The organism is Marichromatium bheemlicum (assembly GCF_012276755.1).
Lineage (GTDB): Bacteria > Pseudomonadota > Gammaproteobacteria > Chromatiales > Chromatiaceae > Marichromatium > Marichromatium bheemlicum.
Window position 1 is genome coordinate 25,041 of sequence record NZ_JAAXKX010000009.1, and the last position, 18,272, is coordinate 43,312.

Below are 18,272 nucleotides of genomic sequence, written 5' to 3' on the forward strand. Positions count from 1 at the left end.
CCGCTTCATACCATCAGGCCACGTCCACGCAGCCGCTCGGCCCGTGCTGAGGTGCTGGCAAAGAGGTTGCGCCGGCGCCCGTCGAGTGTTTCTTCCGTACCGCAGGGAGCCAACGCACCGAGGGCATCGACCTGACGGTAGAGCTGATAGCCGATCGCCCCGAGTGCCTGGCGCAATGCCCCCAGATCGGCCGCTGGGGTGACCCGGAACATCAGCAACGGATCGTACGCGGCGAAGAACGCCCTCCCTCCGTCGAGCACCCCGGGCAGGTCGGCATCGGCTAGGTTCAGACGCACCAGCGCAGGGCTGGCGGCGGCCGGCCATGCCGGTTGTTGCAGGAGCCCATCGAGGGTGAGTGCAGAGACGGTACGCGTGGTCTGGGGGGGCTCCAGACTATGTGGACGCACCGGCTCGCGAACCTTGATCTCGACCGTCCCAGGGGCGGCGGCCAGCGCCTGCTCGAGCACGTGGACTCGCCCGACCAGGTCGTTTTCGGTCAGGCTCAGCGCCAACAACGCCGCCGACTCGGCCACCGGCTCGAGCGCCAACACCTGCCCACTCCCCTGCCCCATCGCATGCGCCATCGCCAAGCTATAGACACCGAGGCCAGCGCCGAGATCGAGGGCCAGATCATCACCCTCGACCAGGCGGCGCACCAGCGCCAACTCGGGCTCGGGCCAGTCCTCGTGTTCGAGCAACAGGTAGGTCGGCATGGCGTCGATATCATTGGGGACATAGATGCGCATGCCATCGGCGAGCGTGAGCAGCAATGGCGTATCGGTTCCGGCGGGTGACGGTGGCACCGGTTCACCGGCAGCGAGCGTCCCCACCTCGGGTACCGGGCTCGGGGCTGGTGCCGGACTCGGGGGCGAGCCCGTCGTCGTCGGTGGTGTCTGCTCCGCTCCGGCGAGGGCCTCGGCAAGACGTACACCGAGCGCGTCGGCCTCCGGCGAGTCGAGCCCGAGGCCGCGCGCCCGCTCCATCATCTCGGCGGCCTCCGTCGGGCGCTTGGCGACCAGCAGGCCCTCGATCAGGGTCAGCCAATAACCACCCATCTCCGGGGCCAGATCAAGCGCCCGCTGGACGTGCGCCAGCCCGGCATCCACATCACCACGCTCGATCTCGATGATACCGAGATTGTGATTGGCCTCGGCATGATCGGCGTCGAGCGCCAGCACCGCACGATACAGCCATTCGGCGGCTTCAGCCCGTCCGCCACGCTGATGTTCGATGGCTTGATCGAGCAGTCGTTGGGAGTCGGTCACGATCGTCGCTCCAGTTGACGTTGGAGGTTCGGGAGGCGGCGCACACAGCCCACCTGCCCCGCATGCATGCTCGGCATCCTAGCACCGATCCAGAGTGCATCCAAAAACCAGCAGTGCTTGCCCGGCAACTGCTCCCGGTGGCACAGTCCGGGCACCGGGCGGCCGTCGCACGCCACCCCACTCAACCTAGTCACAAGGGGCGCGGACCATGACCATGCCGGACGACCTGATCAGCCAACTCGAACATGCCACCGCGCAATTACTCGGTGCCGCGACCGGCGCCGATTGGCCGCTGGTCGAACGACTGCAGAAACGACGGCGCGTACTGATCGAGCGGCTGTGCGCGAGCGTCTCGGCAGAGACGCTGAGCGAGTCGGCGCGACAGCGACTACAACAGGTGCTCGAGCAGGAGGGCCGGGCCGAGACGCGAGCGATCGCCGGACGCGCCGAGATCCTACGCGAGCTGCAACGGCTGCGGACACCGCCCGGCGAGACCCCCCAAGACCAACGCCCCGCACACACCGTGCAGCGGATGCGCAAGGCCTATGGAGGCCCCAAATAGGATGTCGACGCGAGACACACCCTAGAGGAAGTCGAACAGCGACAGCCGATTGACCTGCACATAGGTCTGCTGCGCGGCCTGAAGGACCACTTCTTGCAGCCTGAAGCGACTGATCGCCTCGGCGTAGTCGAGGTCCTGGATGTCAGAGAGCGCTCTCTCGAGATTGAGACCGCGCTCGGCATTGAGTTCGGTCTGGGTCTCGAGCGTCTGCAAGCGGGTGCCGACGGTACTCCTGACCTCACTGAAACGATCGAGCCCGGCGTCGATGTTGACGAGCGCGATCTCGACCGACTCGGAGAGTCGATCCCGGACCTCGGGATCGCTCACCGGGGTTTCCAGCGCGGTGGCGATCTCGTCGAGGGTGGTGAAGATATCGCGCTCCTTGGCCGGACGCGAGACCACGACATCGCCATCGTCGGGCTCGCCACTCAGGGTCACGCTACGTCCGGCGAACTCGATCGGAGTCCCACTGCTATAGGGAATATCTTCAAGTAGCGGTTTACCAAGGTCGTCGGACACGGTGTAAACCATATCGCCGTTACTTTTTTTTGAAAACTTAATTTCAAATTGAGCAGAAAGGTCAGCTTCAAAATCCTCTGGAGGCGGCGAAATTACCTTATCTCCAGTCATCGGAGTTCCACTTAGGGTAACGCGACGTCCAGCGAATATAATCGGATCTCCACTCGTATAAGCACGATCCTTAATCTCTACCCCACTTTGATCTCGAACAAAGTTTCCAGCCTCATCCAAAACGCTGTATTGCATGGGGCCGCTACTATCGTCAAAAACGATTTCAAATTGCTCGCTTACGCGAGCATTAAAGCGGCCCTGGTCATCAACTTCCGTACTGTCAACCTGCAGCGTACTAGTGGGATCATTTCCCGGATCCAGTTCTGCCGAAGGCAAAGCTAGATTTTCTTGGTCTACGGTCCGCGTCCCCTCGACTACCAGCGAACCAGTATTACCCAACCGCTGGCGCGCCTCGAGCACCTGACCGCTGCGCTCGGGCAGGTCCATGAAAAGGACATCGCCACTGTCACCGACGGTGATGGTGCTGGTCGACGAGAGTTCGACCTCGCGTACCGCGCCAGCCCCCTGGGCGCCGACATAACCGACCGAGCCGTCAGCCTCCTTGTTGAAGGGCTGGACGAACGAGCGGGTCCCGGCGAACAGGTATTCGTCGTTGGCGTCCTTGGTGTTGGCGATGTCGATTAGATCGTCGCGCAACTGTCTAATCTCGCTGGCGAGATAGCCACGGGTCTGGTCGTTCTGAGTGTCGTTGTTACCCGCGAGCACCAGTTCACGGGCACGCTGCAGCAGGTTTTCAGTGGCGATGATGTTCGCCTCCTCCTGCTCGAGCCGTGGCCGGGCATAGTCGGCGTTGCGCTGGTACTGCTCGGTGGCCCGGATCGCGGCATTGAGCTGACCGGCCTGGGTCGCCCCGGCGGGGTCATCGGCGGGGGTGAGGATACGCCGCCCGGTGGCCAGTTGCAGCTGGGTGTGGCTGAGATTCGACTGCGCCCGCTGCATTGCCGTGACGCCGCTCTGGAAGGCCTGCTGGGTGGAGATACGCATGCTGGCTGGTCTCCGGGAAACTTAGCGCCTGACCGCGTTGATCAGGGTATCGAAGATGGTACTGGTGGTGGCAATCACCTGTGCCGAGGCCTGATAGGCCTGCTGGTAGCGCAACAGATTGGCCGCTTCCTCGTCGAGGTTCACCCCAGAGATCGACTCACGCTGGGCCTGGGCCGACTCGAGCTGGGTGGCGCTGGCGTCGCGCACGATCTGCGCCTGACGGGTCTGAGTGCCGACCTCCGAGATCAGGCTGTTGTAACCATTCTGGATGCTCTCGTCGCCCTCCAGGACACGTGCGTCCTGGAGCTGGGTCAGCTCGAGCATGTTGCGGTTGTCGCCGGTGCGCTGGGTGTTGCCGGAGATCTCGAAGACCTCGCCATCATTGGGTGCACGTTCGAGGGTGACCTCCCAACCATTGGCGGCGATGGTCACTCGCCCATCGGCGCTCCCGCTCACCGCCGAGGTCGGCAGCGGCACGCCATCGAGGCTGTACTGGAAGGTGGTGGCGTCGTAGCTGAGTTCGACGGTATCGGCAAAACGCGGGTGCTCGCGGTCGGTCACCCGCACCTCGGCGGCGCTGACACCATTGGCCGGATCGGGATAGACGGCGATCTCGGCAAGGCCGCCGATGTCGAACTGGTCTCCCGCGGCGGGCTGCGAGTCGAGGGTCAGCGCCCAGCCGCCGGCGGTGATGGTGGTGGTATTGCCGTCCGGCGCCACCTCGACCGCCGAATTCGGCAGCACGGTGCCGTCGAGGACGTAGTTGGTGCCGTTGAAGGCCAGAGTCGAAGGCGTCGAGAAATCCGCCTCGGGATCGGTGACGCGGCTCTCGAGCACCGCTGCCGTGCCAGTGTTGCCGGCGTTCGGCGTCACCGCCAAGGTGCCGCCGCCACCGACGGTGAAGCGATCACCGGCGATCCAATCGTTCTGCAGCTCGAGCTGCCAGCCGTTGGCGGTGATTTGGATGTTGCCCGAGGGCAGCGTGGTGAGATCCGGTGGTGTCAGGGCAACGCCGTCGAGGGTGTAGTCGGTGCCGTCGAACTCGATCACCACCTCGTTGAGCAAATCGGGGTCAGTGGTGTCGGTGACACTGCGGCTGACCACCTCCGGGCGCAGATTGCCCTCATCGAGGGCAATGTCGACGCCGCCATTGCCGGCGACGGAGAACTCGTCGCCGACCTCGGGCGTGCCATCGAGGGTCAGCGCCCAACCGTTGGCGCTGATAGTGGTGAAACCCTGCTCGTCGACGTTGACCGCGCTCGGCGGCAACTCGACGCCATCGAGGGTATAGCCATAGCCGTTGTAGCCGACCACGGCGCTGTTGAGCAGCCGCGGATCGTCGCCGTCAACGGCGACGATCGAGGTGATCTGCGCCGTGCCGGCATTGAGATCGCCGGCATCGGCGACCATGGCCCCGGCGGCGGCGATCTTCTCCGGGTCGCGGATCGCGACCGCCACCGAGTCGGCGGCATAACGCGTCGGCTGGATCAACCACTGATCGCGTGACGCAGCCTCCGAGATATCGCTGGTATCGATCCGCAACCCACCACCGATCAGCACATTCGAATCGTCCGGGTCGAGGGTCAAGGGGATATCGGTACCATCAGGCAGGGTCTCGAGGCGGTAGGCACTACCGGTAAAACGCAGCTGGTAGTCGCTCGGCGTCAACGCACCAACGTCCTCGATGGTGACCTCGATCTGACCACTCGCGCCATTCCCCGGGGTCGGGAAGACATCGGGCTCTGGTAGGGAGAAGAGCTCACCGCCAAGATTGCCGTCCCGATCGATGCCAAGGGCATGCTGCTCGTTGAACGCCGTCCCCAGGTTGAGCGCGATGAAGCCCAGGGTGTTCTGCGCCTGATCAAGGATGTTCGAGCGGGTCTCGAGCATGGCGCCGAGCTCACCGCCGGTCATGAAGCGCGAGATGTTCACCGGCGGGTGATCCCCCGAGACCTGAAGACCGATCTCGAGGTTGCCGTCGCCGGAGAAGGAGCGAGCGACCAGCTCACGGGCCTCGGCGCCGACGACCAGCGACTGACCGTTACCGATGAAGACGTTGATCGAACCGTCGTTCTGCACCGTGGTGTTGAGATCGACCTTCGCGGCGAGTTGATTGAGCAGCAGATCACGCTGGTCGAGCAGGTCGTTGGGCTGGCTGCCGCGCGAATCACCGGTGACGATCTGGGTGTTGAGTTCGGCGATCGCACCGGAGATCTGGTTGATCTCGTCGACGCTGGCGCGGATCTGACCGTTGAGCAGACCGCGCTGCTCCTGGAGTTCGCCACTGACGCGCGAGAACCGCTCGACGAGGCTGTCGGCCTCGCCGATCATGGCGGTGCGCGCCGCGATCGAGGTGGGGTCGTCGGCGACGTCTTGGACAGCGGCGAAGTAGTTCTCGAGCACCGGCGCCATGCCGGTGGTGGCGTCGGCGAGCAGGCTGTCGACACGCTCGGCGAAGCCGGCACGAACCGAGCCATAGCCGTTGTCCGAGAGGCTGGTGCGCAGCCGTGCATCGACCAGGTCATCCTGGATGCGGCGGATACCGTCGACACCGACCCCCTGACCGACGTAGTAACCACCGGTGAACTGGGGCGTGCGGGTACTAAAGTCGACCCGCTGGCGGGTATAACCCTCGGTGGCGGCATTGGCGATGTTGTGTCCGGTGGTGGCGAGCGCACGCTGGAAGGCCTGCAGCCCCGATACCCCCGTCCCGAGAATACTCATACCCGTCTCCCGTGGATCTGCCGGTTGATGGATGCCAGGGTGCCGTCAACCAGGATCGACCACCCGCTTGGGCCGTGATGAAGAATACGCCGCACCCCCTACCCCCGTGCCTGAGTCTTATCGGCCTGGGCACGAGAAACTTGAGTCGCACCAGTCGCTTCCGCGGCCTGCTCGGCACTCATCCGTTGCAGCCTGGCGTGGATGCTGAGGACCTTTTCAGCATAGCGCGGATCGGTAGCATAGCCGGCGCGCTGCAACCCACGCACGAAATCGCGCGGCGAGTCGGCACTGGCCAGCGCATCACCATAACGAGGATTGCGCTGGAGGAAATCGACATAGTCCTCGAATGAGCCAGCGGGACTCGGGTAGGCCCGGAAACGCGCCTGTTCGCGCCGCGCCACGCCGTCACGATACTCGAGCGTGCCGACCGAGACCCGCTCGCCCTCCCAGGCGCGATTGGCCTTGATGCCGAAGAGGTTGAAGCTGCTGCTACCGTCGGCATGACGCGGCACGTGCTTCCCCCAACCGGTCTCCAGCGCCGACTGCGCGAGCAACACGTGCGGGTCGACCCCCAGGCGCGCGGCGGCCTGCTCGGCGTGCGGGGCGAGATAGTCGAGGAACTCCTGCGCATCACGCGGCGGCCAACGCCCCGCGCCGGCGCGGGCGATGCCCGTCGAGGTCGCACCCGGGGCGGCCTCCTCGTTCCGGGCGGTCGATGCCGCATCGGTCGAGGTCGCCGCCGGGTGCATCCGCCGCAACCAAGGGGTGCGCTCGGGGACGCTGAGGGTGCGTTCGGCGCCGGCCTCGGGATCGAGCGCCTGCCCCGCCGGCGAGAGCTGGCGTAGCAGCGCCTGACGGATGCCCAGCCCCCGCCCCTCGCTCAGGTTGGCGGCGATCTGCTGATCGTGCATCTCCTGGTACATGCGGCTGTGCTGCGAGTCGAGGATGCCCTCGCCGAGCGAGGCGGTGCGCATCTGCTTGAGCATCTGCCCGACCAGCAGCGACTCGAAGGCGCGCGCGGCGGTATCGAGCGCGGCGGCATCGTTGCGCCGCACCACGGTACCGAGCGATTTCAGGCTCGCCGGGTCAGCGGCCAGACGGTTACCGAGGCCCGCCCGGGCGGTGAGCGCAGAGCTGGAGTCGAGCGGCAGCATGGCTAGATCACCACCAGCTCGGCGCGCAACGCGCCGGCCTCGCGCAGCGCCTCGAGGATCGAGACCAGGTCACCGGGCGCGGCGCCGACGTTGTTGACCGCACGCACGATCTCGTCGAGTGAGGTCCCCGGGGCGAACAGGAACATGCGGTTGTTCTCCTCGGTCACGTCGATGTCGGTATCGGGCACCACCGCGGTCTGACCACCGCCGAGCGGTTGCGGCTGCGAGACCAGCGCGTCCTCGCTGATGGTCACGGTGAGGCTGCCGTGCGAGACGGCGGCGGGATAGACCTGCACCCCGGAACCGATGACCACGGTACCGGTGCGTGAGTTGATCACCACCCGGGCGGCGGGCTCGCCGGTCTCCACCTCCAGGTTCTCCAGGGTGGCGACAAAGTCGACCCGACGCCCCGGGTCGGCCGGGGCATGGATCTGCACTGAGGAGGCGTCCATCGGCTGGGCGACATCGTTGCCGAAGGTGCGATTGACCGCCTCGGCAAGCCGGCTGGCGGTGGTGAAGTCAGGACGATGCAGGTTCATCACCATCAGCCCGCCCTGGGCGAAGGCGCTCGGCACCTCGCGCTCGACCGTCGCGCCCCGGGGAATACGGCCGACGCTCGGGACATTGACGGTGACCCGACTGCCGTCGGCGCCCTCGACACCGAAACCACCGACGATCAGATTACCCTGTGCCATGGCATAGATCTCACCATCGGCGCCCTTGAGCGGGGTCATCAGCAAGGTGCCACCGCGCAGGCTCTTGGCGTTACCCATCGACGAGACGGTGATGTCGATGCGCTGCCCCGGCTTGGCAAAGGGCTGCAGATCTGCAGTCACCATCACCGCAGCGACGTTCTTGAGCTGGGGGTTGACATCGGCCGGCACGGTGATGCCGAGCTGGCCGAGCATGTTCTTCATGGTCTGGATGGTGAAGGGGGTCTGGGTGGTCTGGTCACCGGTGCCGTCGAGCCCGACGACCAGGCCATAGCCGAGCAGCTGATTGTCGCGCACACCGGAGATGGTGGCGAGGTCCTTGACCCGCGTCATCCTGACATCATCCGGGGCCTCGATATTGCCTGCCAACGCCAGTGGCGCCAGCAGGCAAAAGAGCAGCGAGAGCAGCAAGGCGCGACTGCGATCGTTCATGTCAAACCTCTTGCCCATCCCTCAGAAGGGGAACAGCGGGCTGTTGGCGATGCGGGTGAGCCATCCCGGGCCATTGCTGTCGGCCAGCGCCCCGGTGCCGCCGTAGTAGATCTGGGCGTTGGCGACCTGGGTCGATTGCACCGTATTGCTGGCGCTGATGTCGACCGGGCGCACGATCCCGCGCAACCGGACGTATTCCTGCCCCTGGTTGATCCCCAGCCATTTCTCGCCCTGCACCACCAGGTTGCCGTTGGGCAGTACCTGGGCGACGGTCACAGTGATGCTACCGGTGAGTTGGTTGCTCTGCTTGGAGTCACCGGCACCGTCGAAGGTGCGCCCGGCGTTCGATTCGGCGGCGAACAGCGAAGCACCGCCGGCGGTCACCGGACGACCGGCAATGCTGACGCTGCCGAGATCCATCGAATAGCCGGAGTCCTTGGAGGTCGAGGTCTCGGCGGTCTTCTGGGCATTGGTGCTCTCGTCGAGTTCGACGGTGAGGATGTCGCCGACCCGCCGCGCCTTGTAGTCCTCGAACAGGGTCTTGGCCTGCGCCTGCTGGAAGATCGCGCCGGTATTGAAGGCGCTGGCGGCCGCGGTGGACGGCGCCACCGGCTGATACTCGGGCGAGTCGCCGGGGCGCGGCGGATCGAGGCTGGCACACCCGGAGAGTGCGGTGGAGAGTAGTGCCAGTGTCATCAAGGGGCGGGTGTTCATGCGGTGCCTCGTCCCGGCCGTCAGCGGGCCAGGTTGTTGTTGACGAACTGCAACATCTGATCGGCGGCGGAGACGGCCTTGGAGTTGACCTCGTAGGCGCGCTGAGTCTCGATCATGTTGACCAGTTCCTCGGCGATGTTGACATTGCTGCTCTCGAGGGTGCCCTGGATCACGGTGCCGATGCCGTTGAGACCAGGGTTGGACTGCTGCGCCGCGCCCGAGGCGCCGGTCTCGAGGAACAGGTTCTCGCCCATCGGCTGCAGCCCGGCGGGGTTGATGAAATCGGCCAGCTGGATGATCCCCAGCTCCACCCCTTCTGGCTGGTTGGGCAGCTGGGCGGTGACGGTCCCGTCCTTGCCGATGGTCAGCGACTGGGTGTCCTCGGGGACCACCAGCCCCGGCTGCAGCGGATAGCCGTTGGACATCACCACCTCGCCGTCGGCGTTGAGCTGGAAGGAGCCGTCGCGGGTGTAGCCGATCTCACCGTTGGGCAGCAGGATCTGGAAGAAGCCGCGCCCCTCGATGGCCATGTCGAGGGCGTTCTCGGTCTGGATCAGGTTGCCCTGATTGAATAGCTTCTCAGTGGCCACGGTGCGCACGCCGGTCCCCAGGGTCAGGCCCGAGGGCAGCTGTGCCTCTTGGGTGGCCTGGGCACCGGGCTGGCGCACGGTCTGGTAGAGCAGGTCCTCGAACACCGCCCGCCCCTTCTTGAAGCCGGTGGTGTTGACGTTGGCGAGGTTGTTGGAGACGACCGACATGCGCGTCTGCTGCGCATCGAGTCCGGTCTTGGCGACCCAGAGGGCACGATTCATGGTGCAGCTCCTGTCATGGCGCGGACGCGGTTAACTGATCCCCAGCAGTCGATTGCTGGTCTGTTCGAGACTGTCGGCGGTATCCATCATCTTGACCTGCATCTCGAAGTGCCGGGAAAGCTCCATCAGCCGGGTAAGCGCCGCCACGGTATTGACGTTGCTACCCTCGAGCATCCCGGTGACGACCTGGACATCGGCATCCGGCGGCACCGGTTGACCATCCTTTGCACGAATCAGGCCATCATCCGTGCGCATCAGGTTGTCGGTGTCGGGGTTGACCAGGCGGATGCGCTCGACCGCAGCCAAGGTGTTGGGGGCGGCGCCTTGCGGGCGCACGGTGATGGTGCCGTCGGTACCGATCAGGATCGACTCGAAGGGCGGCACCGCGATCGGCCCGCCGTCACCGAGCACCGGCAACCCGCGCTCGGTACGCAGGATGCCGACGTTGTCGACGTGCAGGTTGCCGGCACGAGTGTAGGCCTCACCCCCGTCCGGCGCCTGGACGGCGATGAAGCCCTCGCCGCGGACGGCGACATCGAGATCGCGCCCGGTGCTCTGCAACGGCCCCGGGGTGAAGTCAATGGCCTCGTTGCCGACCTGTACATAGTCGCGCGACGGATACACCGGCCCGCGCACCGGCGCGGTGTAGGCATCGGCCAGCGCCTGACGGAAGCCATGGGTGTCGGCATTGGCCAGGTTGTGGTTGTTGATGCTCTGGGCGTAGAGATTCTCCTTGGCCCCGGACATCGCGATGTACAGAAAACGATCCATGACTCAGCCCCGTGACCCGCGCCTTAGCGGATATTGATGATGGTCTGGGTGATGGCGTCGGCCGTGGAGATGGTCTGCGCGTTGGCCTGATAGTTACGCTGCGCGACGATCAGGTTGACTAGTTCCTCGGCGAGATCGACGTTCGAGGCCTCGAGCCCGCCCGACTGCACCAACCCCAGGCTGCTGGTGCCGGCCTCGCCATAGACCACATCACCGGCGGCAAAGGACTCCGCCCAATTGTTGTCGCCGAGCTTGAGCAGGCCCTGCGGGTTGGTGAAGTTGGCCAACGCCACCTGCCCCAAGGCCGCCGCCTGACCGTTGGTGTAGCGCGCGAACACCACCCCCGACTGATCGACATCGAACCCGACCAGACGCCCGGTAGTAAAGCCGTCTTGATTGAGGTCGTCGACCGAGTACTGAGGCCCGAACTGGGTGATGTCGGAGAAGTCGATCGAGACCACACCGGAGGCCTCTCCGGTCGCTGGATCGATCTCTCCGAGCTTACCGCCGTTGACCGGATCGTAGTTGGCCAGATCGAATTCGAAATCAGTGGCCGTGGTCGGACTGGTCATCACCCCGTTGGAATCGAAGGTGAGCTTCACCGGGCCTTGCGGCTGCGGTGGCGACAGGTTGGAACCGGCGAGATCGACATAGGCCTCCCATTCCAGGGTGTTTTCCGTCTTGACGAAGTACATGGTCGCGGTACGCGGCGCACCGAGCGAATCGTAGAGGGTCAGCGAAGTCGAATATTGATATGAATTGGGGTCGGTTTGATCAAACTTCACCGGAGCGCCGGGCTCGAAGGCCAGGGTGAACTCGTCATCAACGGCTGGCACTCCTCCAGTTAGAGTCATTTGCCAACCATTCTCTTCAATGACGTGTTCACCAGCCACCACATTGGCCGTCACCAACCTACCGTTGAGTAGATATTCCTCTTCGCCTGTCACAGCATTAGCACCCTGATAAACGAGGGTCACAGGCTCGAGGATATCTGGGTTCGACGAATTGGTCACTGCGACATCGACATTGGTAACAGCCCCCGTGTTGCCAGCCGCCGCCTCGGCATTGAAGGAGGGCCCGATAGTGAATTGGTCTGTATCGGCCGGCGCGCCGAACAACTCCATCGACCAACCGTTATAGGTGATGGTGGTTTTGTCACCACTGACGGTGACGTTCTCAGCCGGGATGACATTACCGCCATTATCAGTGTACTGGTTATTGGTCTCGTCATAAGTGATGATATCGCCGGCCAGATAGGCTGGATTGCTGGAGTCAACCACAAAGACACGCGATTCAGTCACTGCACTACCACCAGCGAGCACGGCCGTCACGTCGATCACCCCCGCCTCCTCGTCGACGATCTGCTCGGCCTCGGAACTGAGGTTGAGCGACATGTCCACCTCCGAGGTCGAGCGCGGCGGGTTGTCGCCGAACTCGAGACGCAGGTCGCTCAACTGGCCGGTGCTGAAATTGGGATCGGGGCTGTTCTCCTCGATCGGCGGGAACACCTGCAGGCGCTGACCGGCGCTGTTGACGACGAAGCCGTCGCGATTGACCTGGAAGGCCCCGGCACGGGTATAGACCTGCTCGCCGTTGTCGTTGAGCACGAAGAAGCCCTCACCATTGATGGCGAGATCGAGGGCATTGTCGGTGAAGTCGATGTTGCCCTGGTTGAACTGCTGGGTCACCGCCTCCAGGCGCACGCCCGAACCGATGGCGGTCTTGGCGATGTCACCATAGGAGTCGGCAAAGACATCGGCGAACTCGGCACGCGACTCCTTGAAACCGACGGTACCGGCGTTGGCAATGTTGTTACCCGTGACCTCGAGGTCGGCCGAGGCGGCGTTCAGACCACTGAGTCCGATGCGAAAAGGCATGATGCGTCTCCTGAACTAGAGCTGATATCTGCGATGACGTCCCCGGGTCTGGTGACGCGCGGCCTCCATGCACACGCTAACTACCGATGCGGAACACACTGTTGAAATCGACGTTGCCGATGCCCTGCACCTGCAGCACCAGCCCGCTGTCCTCCCCGCCCAGGGCGACGCTGTTGACCTCGCCATTGACCAGGGTGTAGAGCGCCTCCGAGCCCTCCCCGAGCAGCGCCCGGGAGCGGAATTCATAGGTCCCGCTCGGCGCCTCCGTGCCCGCATCCGTCAAACCGTCCCAGGTGAAATCATGCAAACCGGATGCCTTGCTCCCGAGATCCATGGTGCGAATCACCTGCCCGGCCTCGTCATAGACCTCGACCGTGACCCCGGTCCCAGAACTCGGCAGGCTGATGGCGCCCTGCACCGCCTCGCCCGACTGGAGTTCGAAGTTCTCCACCGGCACCAACACATCGCGACCGACCAGCGAGGCCCCTTGCAGGGTCTGCCACTGACTGAACGATTGCGCCAGCGATTCGAAGGCGACGGTCAACTCCTCGATCCCGGTGACCGTGGAGAACTGCGCCATCTCACCGAGGAACTCACCATTCTCCATCGGTTTGAGCGGGTCTTGGTTGGAGAGCTGGGTGGTCATCAGCTTGAGGAAGTCCTCCTGGCCGAGCGAATTGTCCGTCGGCTCCTTCTTGGTGGCCTCATAACTGTTGAGCCCCAGACCGCTGAGGACGTCATTGGTGATCTCGCTCATGACTGGGCTCCTAGCGCTGGCCGACCTGCAGGGTGCGCTGCAACAGCTGACGCGAGGTATTCATCACCTCGACGTTGGCCTCATAGCTGCGCGAGGCCGACATCATGTTGGCCATCTCCTCGACCACACTGATCGCCGGACGGAAGACATAACCTTCATCGTTGGCCTGCGGGTGGTTGGGTTCGTAGTTGGGGATCGGCTCAGCGGTGGAGTCGACGATATCGGCCACCCGCACCGGACGGGCCGCTCCCGTGGGGTCGCTGCGATCGAGCAGGGTCTGGAACAGCACCTGCTTCGACTTGTAGGTCTCCTCCGGTGAGCTTGCCGCAGTATTGGCATTGGCCAGATTGGAGGCGACGGTATTCAGGCGCACCGACTGCGCGGTCAGCGCCGAGGCCGAGGTGTTGAAGACACTAAAGAGGGTGCTCATGCCTTACTCCTTGCGTAGTGCGGAGCGGATGCCGGAAACCCGACGGTTGAGGAACTCGAGGCTGCTCTGGAACTGCATGGCGTTCTCGGCGAAGGCGGCGCGCTCGAACTGGGGATCGACAGTATTACCGTCGAGTGCCGGTTGGGAGGGGATGCGGTAGAGCGGCGCCATCGCCGAGTCCAGATCGGCGCGGGGCGGTGGCAGATGGTCTTGCTGCGTCTGCTCCAGACGCAGCAGGTCATCACGCTCGACCTGAGTGGCGAGCGCGGCCCTGAAATCGATGTCCTGGGCCTTGTAGTTGGGGGTGTCGGCGTTGGCAAGGTTGGAGGCTAGCAGCTCCAGACGCTGCGCCCGCACCTGTACCGCCGCAGGCTGGATCCCCAGTGCCTTATCGAGTGAAAGACTCATTTGGAACATGCCCGTCGCATTGAGTTAGCAAAACCAATGCAAACTTTGAGCCAAAAACAGAAGGAGGCTGACAGCGCCGGCAGCGCGTCACGAACAAGGACCAGGGCTGGGCTGGGCTGGGCTGGGCTGGGCTGGGCTGGGCTGGGCTGGGCTGGGCTGGGCTGGGCTGGGCTGGAAAGAATAGAGCAGAGGTCAGGGTTGGTGCCAGCGGGCTTCCCGCGCGCGCCTCTTCAGCACGGCGGGATCGCCACGGGGCCGCTAACGGCTAGCGGCGCCGCAGCACCGCCCCCTTGGGCGTACGCACCATCTCGAAGGCGCTGGTATAGGAGCCGACCGACTCGGAGGCGCCGACGAAGAGATAGCCACCGGGCTCCATCTGTCGGGCGATACCGTCAAAGACTCGACGCTTTGTCTCAGCCGAGAAATAGATCAACACGTTGCGACAGAAGACGATCTCGAACTTGCCGAGTGCGGCGTAGGACTCCATCAGGTTGAGCTTCTGGAAACGCACCCGGCGCTGGATATCGGGCTTGATGCGATGCCCGTTGGGCACGGTCTCGAAGAAACGATCGCGCCGCTCCTTGCTCAGCCCGCGCACGATCCCGAGGCCATCGTAGAGACCCGCGCGCGCCTCGGCGAGTACGGTATCGGAGAGATCGGTTCCGAGCACGCTGGTCTGGATGTTCTTCGGCGGGAAGCTCTGCTCCCACTCGGCCAGCACCATGGCGATACTGTAGGGTTCCTGTCCACTCGAGCAGGCCGCCGACCAGATACGGATCGGACGCTTCTTCTCGGCCAACTCGGGGAGGACGACGTGGCGCAAGATCTCGAACGGATAGACATCACGAAACCAGGAGGTCTCGTTGGTGGTCATCGCGTCGATCACGCGCGACTTGAGCGTCGGATCCGGTGAACGGCGCAGTGCGCGCAGCAGCTCCTCGACACTGGAGAAGGAGAACTCGCCGAGCAGCCGCGAGAGCCGACTGGAGACGAGATACTGACGGTTCTCGCCCAGCACCAGGCCACAACACTCGGAGAGAAAGCGCGAGAATTCGGCGTAGTCTTGCGGATCTATCACGACAGACCTCGACCGATACATCCGTTCGCATCCGCCCTACCCAGGCGCAGGACCACCCTGATCGAATCAATCAATGGAATACTCACACTTTCAGCTTCAAGAGGACGGGGAAAACCGCCTTGGTCAGGACTCGCCAACGGACTGGCCGGCATACTTCATCACTATCGCCGCGAGTTCGTCCGGATCGAACTTCGGCAGAAAGTCGCTGGCCCCGGCGCGCTTGACCATGTCGGCGTTGAACTGGCCACTCAACGAGGAGTGCAGCACCACCGGCAGGTCCTTGAGCTTGTTATTGTCGCGGATCTTGCGGGTCAGCGTATAGCCATCCATGCGCGGCATCTCGATATCGGAGATGACCATCTCGATGGTATCGGCAACCACTCCCGTCTCGGCCAGCTCCTCGAGGAAGTCGAGCGCGGCACGCCCGTCGGAGCGAGTCTCGACCTGGAAACCGATCTCGCCGATGGCCCGCTCGATCTGCTTGCGTGCGACCATGGAGTCGTCGACCACGAGGATGGACTTGTGGTGATCGATGTGCTCGGCACGCTCCAGCGTCGTCTCCGAGACGTCCTCCTTGAGCTGATTGATGGCCGCAAACACCCGTTCGACATCGATGATCTGCACCAGCCGGCCCTCGACCTCGGTGACCGCCACCAGGTAGCTCTCCTGTTCGGTCCCACGTGGCGGAGGCTTCACCGTCTCCCAGTTGACGTTGACGATGCGATCGACGGCAGAGACCCAGAACCCCTGTACCGAGCGGTTGAACTCGGTGACGATCACCTTGGCGTCGGTGTCGTCCACGGGCCTGTCGATGAAGCCGATGGCCTGGGCCAGGTCGATGATCGAGACCGTACGATCGCGAATGGTGGCCACCCCACGCACGATCGCACTCGCCCCAGGCAACTGCTGCAGCTTGGGGCGTGCGATCACCTCGCGCACCTTGAACACATTGATGCCGAACGTCTGATCGCCGCCGAGGTGGAACAGCAGCAACTCCATGCGATTCTGCCCCACCATGCGGGTACGCTGATCGACATCGTCAATAAACTGACTCATCTACCACCTCCAAGTCGAGGCCCGCCGGCCAGGGTGCCTTACGCCTTGAGCATGATAGCCCAAGCAGACGAGCTGCATGAATGAATTCGGACCACAAGGTCCCGCATGCCACCGCTCAGATCAACAGCGGTGGACGACTCCGCGGTGATCGGGAACGGTGTGATTTTTGCATGTTTTCCGATACCCGGCGTCCACGCACCCGTTTCTCGACGCCCCCAGACTCACAGTGGTGACCCCCATGCAGCCATCCATCGCCACCGACGGCCCCCTCTCCCCTCTCGCCCAGACACTGATACGGGGCACGCTCGCGCTCATCGTGCTCCTTGCCGCCGTCTCGGTAGCGCCCGCCTACGCCGATGAGGTCGAGTCGATCGAGCGCCTGCGCGACACCGTTGCGACCTATCTCTCCGCAATCACCCAGCGCAGCGGCACCGACGAGGTCGAGGTCGAGGTCGGCCAGCTCGATGCGCGCCTGCGTCTGGCCCGCTGCGCTCGCACCCCGAGCGCCAGCCTCGCCCCCGGCGCCCGCACCGTCGGCGCGACCACGGTCAACCTGCGCTGCACCGAGCCGGTACCATGGTCGATCTTCGTACCCGCACGGGTCGAGCGCTACGCCCAGGTGCTGGTGGTCGCGCGACCGATCACCCGACAACAACGCTTGCAGGCGAAAGACCTGCGCCGCGAGCGCCAGGCCCTCTCGAGCCTCAGTGGCGGTTACTTCAAGGAGCTGGATGCCGTCATCGGCATGGAGGCCCGACGTGCCCTGACCCCGGGACAGGTTCTCACCAGCGCCCATGTCGCACCCCGCAAGCTCGTCGAGCGCGGACAGCTGGTCACCATCTACTCGGGGAGTGGCGGCCTGATGGTCCGAATGTCCGGCGAGGCGCTCGAGGACGGAACGGCAGGGCAGCGTATCCGGGTACGCAACCGCTCCTCACGCCGAATCGTCGAAGGTTATGTGGAACCCTCAGGGCATATCCACGTACCATTGTAGCCAATGGTGGGGCTGCAACGGAGACACGACAATGGACTACAGTTTCCTAGTCGACGGCCGTTACCAGTTGTGAGCCCACGTCGATCGGAAGCCACGCCAATGGACATCAAGAACCTCACCCAGACCGCATTCCGCACCGATGGCAACAACTCGACCGGCAGCAGCGTGCGCGGCGGCGGCGCCAAGGCGCCAGCGGGCGAGGCCCCGGCGCGCGCTGGCAGCGAGGGTGGGGAAATGGTCACCCTGACCTCGGCCGCCCAGAGCATGAGCGCAGCGCGCACCGACGCCGCCGAACCACCGGTCGACGAGGCCAAGGTCGCGCAGATCAAGCAGGCCATCGCCGAGGGGCGCTATCCGATCGACAATCAGCAACTGGCCGACAACATCATCGAATTCGAGCGCCTGTTGGCCTGAATCACCGTCTGACGAGGTTGGTCCATGGAGCACACCGGTCCCTTCGCGCACTCACTCGAGACCGCCATCGCCTTAGCGACGCGTCTCGAGCAGGCGTTGTTCGACGAGACCCGGGCGATCGAGTTGCGTGATCCCGACGAGCTGCAACACGTCGTCGCCGGTAAACAGCAACTGGCCGACCAGCTCGAGGAGGAAACGCTGCGCATGAAGCAGTGGGTCGAGGAGGCCGGGCACACCTTCAACGCCCAAGGGGTGGAGCGATTGCTCGAACACGTCGATCCACAGCGCACCCTCACCGAGCGCTGGGACGCGTTGCGCGACTTCATCGTACGTTGCGACCAGCTCAACCGCACCAATGCGGCACTGATCAATCGCGACCGCAAACGCGTCACCCTCTCGCTACGTATCCTCCGCGGCGAAGACCCCAACGCCACGACCTACGACCCACGCGGCCAGGCCGACAACGGCACCCCACACAGCCGCACCATCAGCCGCGCCTGACGCACCATCCGCCGCGCCTGACCCCGGACGCAGCG

General features: G+C 64.3%; 18 protein-coding genes and 1 pseudogene. 4 read left to right on the plus strand and 15 right to left on the minus strand.

Translation table 11 applies throughout. The features are described from left to right. Positions 1-5: 5 nt before the first annotated feature. The gene (locus HF203_RS08025) at positions 6-1,265 is read right to left on the minus strand and encodes a class I SAM-dependent methyltransferase (RefSeq protein WP_168668473.1); all 1,260 of its coding nucleotides are present in this window, start codon (positions 1,263-1,265) and stop codon (positions 6-8) included. Between the two features lie 208 nt (positions 1,266-1,473). Here HF203_RS08025 and fliT point away from each other — a divergent pair, with 208 nt between their 5' ends. Then, positions 1,474-1,827, plus strand: a complete 354-nt coding sequence (fliT, locus tag HF203_RS08030) for a flagellar protein FliT (protein WP_168668475.1) — start codon at positions 1,474-1,476, stop codon at positions 1,825-1,827. Positions 1,828-1,848: 21 nt separating this feature from the next. Here fliT and flgL read toward each other — a convergent pair whose 3' ends face one another. From flgL to HF203_RS08095, 14 genes and pseudogenes are all read right to left on the minus strand, one after another. Beyond that, a complete protein-coding gene (gene flgL, locus HF203_RS08035) occupies positions 1,849-3,402 on the minus strand; it encodes a flagellar hook-associated protein FlgL (RefSeq protein ID WP_168668477.1) in 1,554 nt (517 codons plus the stop codon). Between the two features lie 21 nt (positions 3,403-3,423). Then, positions 3,424-6,126, minus strand: a complete 2,703-nt coding sequence (gene flgK / locus HF203_RS08040) for a flagellar hook-associated protein FlgK (protein ID WP_246221702.1) — start codon at positions 6,124-6,126, stop codon at positions 3,424-3,426. 98 nt (positions 6,127-6,224) lie between these two features. Next, positions 6,225-7,280, minus strand: a complete 1,056-nt coding sequence (gene flgJ, locus HF203_RS08045; protein WP_168668479.1) for a flagellar assembly peptidoglycan hydrolase FlgJ — start codon at positions 7,278-7,280, stop codon at positions 6,225-6,227. Between the two features lie 2 nt (positions 7,281-7,282). Further along, on the minus strand, positions 7,283-8,425 hold the full coding sequence (locus HF203_RS08050; protein WP_168668481.1) for a flagellar basal body P-ring protein FlgI: 1,143 nt from the start codon (positions 8,423-8,425) through the stop codon (positions 7,283-7,285). Positions 8,426-8,446: 21 nt separating this feature from the next. Then, positions 8,447-9,139 carry a flagellar basal body L-ring protein FlgH gene (gene flgH, locus HF203_RS08055; protein WP_168668482.1) on the minus strand — a complete coding sequence of 231 codons (693 nt, stop codon included), beginning with the start codon at positions 9,137-9,139 and terminating at the stop codon, positions 8,447-8,449. Positions 9,140-9,159: 20 nt separating this feature from the next. Beyond that, positions 9,160-9,951 carry a flagellar basal-body rod protein FlgG gene (flgG, locus tag HF203_RS08060; RefSeq protein ID WP_168668483.1) on the minus strand — a complete coding sequence of 264 codons (792 nt, stop codon included), beginning with the start codon at positions 9,949-9,951 and terminating at the stop codon, positions 9,160-9,162. Between the two features lie 30 nt (positions 9,952-9,981). Continuing rightward, positions 9,982-10,722 (minus strand): flagellar basal body rod protein FlgF, encoded by a 741-nt coding sequence (locus HF203_RS08065; protein ID WP_168668484.1) that lies wholly within the window; start codon positions 10,720-10,722, stop codon positions 9,982-9,984. Between the two features lie 23 nt (positions 10,723-10,745). Then, the gene (locus HF203_RS16340; protein WP_210424697.1) at positions 10,746-11,846 is read right to left on the minus strand and encodes a flagellar hook protein FlgE; all 1,101 of its coding nucleotides are present in this window, start codon (positions 11,844-11,846) and stop codon (positions 10,746-10,748) included. Positions 11,847-11,906: 60 nt separating this feature from the next. Further along, a pseudogene (locus HF203_RS16345) lies at positions 11,907-12,599 on the minus strand (flagellar hook-basal body complex protein); the annotation flags it as partial. A gap of 76 nt (positions 12,600-12,675) precedes the next feature. After that, the gene (locus HF203_RS08075) at positions 12,676-13,356 is read right to left on the minus strand and encodes a flagellar hook assembly protein FlgD (RefSeq protein ID WP_168668486.1); all 681 of its coding nucleotides are present in this window, start codon (positions 13,354-13,356) and stop codon (positions 12,676-12,678) included. Positions 13,357-13,366: 10 nt separating this feature from the next. Continuing rightward, entirely contained in the window at positions 13,367-13,786 is a 420-nt protein-coding gene (gene flgC / locus HF203_RS08080; protein ID WP_168668487.1) for a flagellar basal body rod protein FlgC, read from the minus strand. A gap of 3 nt (positions 13,787-13,789) precedes the next feature. Beyond that, positions 13,790-14,194, minus strand: coding sequence for a flagellar basal body rod protein FlgB (flgB, locus tag HF203_RS08085; protein WP_168668489.1), 405 nt, complete (start codon positions 14,192-14,194; stop codon positions 13,790-13,792). 265 nt (positions 14,195-14,459) lie between these two features. Beyond that, on the minus strand, positions 14,460-15,272 hold the full coding sequence (locus HF203_RS08090) for a CheR family methyltransferase (RefSeq protein ID WP_168668491.1): 813 nt from the start codon (positions 15,270-15,272) through the stop codon (positions 14,460-14,462). Positions 15,273-15,395: 123 nt separating this feature from the next. Then, positions 15,396-16,328: a chemotaxis protein CheV gene (locus HF203_RS08095; protein ID WP_168668493.1), complete on the minus strand. Its 933-nt coding sequence runs from the start codon at positions 16,326-16,328 to the stop codon at positions 15,396-15,398. Between the two features lie 238 nt (positions 16,329-16,566). Between HF203_RS08095 and flgA the strand changes: the two genes are divergently transcribed. The 3 genes from flgA (at position 16,567) to HF203_RS08110 (ending at position 18,237) form a co-directional block, all read left to right on the plus strand. Next, the gene (gene flgA, locus HF203_RS08100) at positions 16,567-17,322 is read left to right on the plus strand and encodes a flagellar basal body P-ring formation chaperone FlgA (RefSeq protein ID WP_168668495.1); all 756 of its coding nucleotides are present in this window, start codon (positions 16,567-16,569) and stop codon (positions 17,320-17,322) included. Positions 17,323-17,421: 99 nt separating this feature from the next. After that, positions 17,422-17,736 carry a flagellar biosynthesis anti-sigma factor FlgM gene (gene flgM, locus HF203_RS08105; RefSeq protein WP_168668497.1) on the plus strand — a complete coding sequence of 105 codons (315 nt, stop codon included), beginning with the start codon at positions 17,422-17,424 and terminating at the stop codon, positions 17,734-17,736. A gap of 24 nt (positions 17,737-17,760) precedes the next feature. Beyond that, the gene (locus HF203_RS08110; protein ID WP_168668499.1) at positions 17,761-18,237 is read left to right on the plus strand and encodes a flagella synthesis protein FlgN; all 477 of its coding nucleotides are present in this window, start codon (positions 17,761-17,763) and stop codon (positions 18,235-18,237) included. The last annotated feature ends 35 nt before the right edge of the window (positions 18,238-18,272 follow it).

Coding starts and splice junctions, on each gene's coding strand:
- fliT (WP_168668475.1), top strand. CDS start 1,474: ATGACCATGCCGGACGACCTGATCAGCCAACTCGAACATGCCACCGCG.
- flgL (WP_168668477.1), bottom strand. CDS start 3,402: ATGCGTATCTCCACCCAGCAGGCCTTCCAGAGCGGCGTCACGGCAATG.
- flgK (WP_246221702.1), bottom strand. CDS start 6,126: ATGAGTATTCTCGGGACGGGGGTATCGGGGCTGCAGGCCTTCCAGCGT.
- flgJ (WP_168668479.1), bottom strand. CDS start 7,280: ATGCTGCCGCTCGACTCCAGCTCTGCGCTCACCGCCCGGGCGGGCCTC.
- HF203_RS08050 (WP_168668481.1), bottom strand. CDS start 8,425: ATGAACGATCGCAGTCGCGCCTTGCTGCTCTCGCTGCTCTTTTGCCTG.
- flgH (WP_168668482.1), bottom strand. CDS start 9,139: ATGAACACCCGCCCCTTGATGACACTGGCACTACTCTCCACCGCACTC.
- flgG (WP_168668483.1), bottom strand. CDS start 9,951: ATGAATCGTGCCCTCTGGGTCGCCAAGACCGGACTCGATGCGCAGCAG.
- HF203_RS08065 (WP_168668484.1), bottom strand. CDS start 10,722: ATGGATCGTTTTCTGTACATCGCGATGTCCGGGGCCAAGGAGAATCTC.
- HF203_RS16340 (WP_210424697.1), bottom strand. CDS start 11,846: ATGGAGTTGTTCGGCGCGCCGGCCGATACAGACCAATTCACTATCGGG.
- HF203_RS08075 (WP_168668486.1), bottom strand. CDS start 13,356: ATGAGCGAGATCACCAATGACGTCCTCAGCGGTCTGGGGCTCAACAGT.
- flgC (WP_168668487.1), bottom strand. CDS start 13,786: ATGAGCACCCTCTTTAGTGTCTTCAACACCTCGGCCTCGGCGCTGACC.
- flgB (WP_168668489.1), bottom strand. CDS start 14,194: ATGAGTCTTTCACTCGATAAGGCACTGGGGATCCAGCCTGCGGCGGTA.
- HF203_RS08095 (WP_168668493.1), bottom strand. CDS start 16,328: ATGAGTCAGTTTATTGACGATGTCGATCAGCGTACCCGCATGGTGGGG.
- flgA (WP_168668495.1), top strand. CDS start 16,567: ATGCAGCCATCCATCGCCACCGACGGCCCCCTCTCCCCTCTCGCCCAG.
- flgM (WP_168668497.1), top strand. CDS start 17,422: ATGGACATCAAGAACCTCACCCAGACCGCATTCCGCACCGATGGCAAC.
- HF203_RS08110 (WP_168668499.1), top strand. CDS start 17,761: ATGGAGCACACCGGTCCCTTCGCGCACTCACTCGAGACCGCCATCGCC.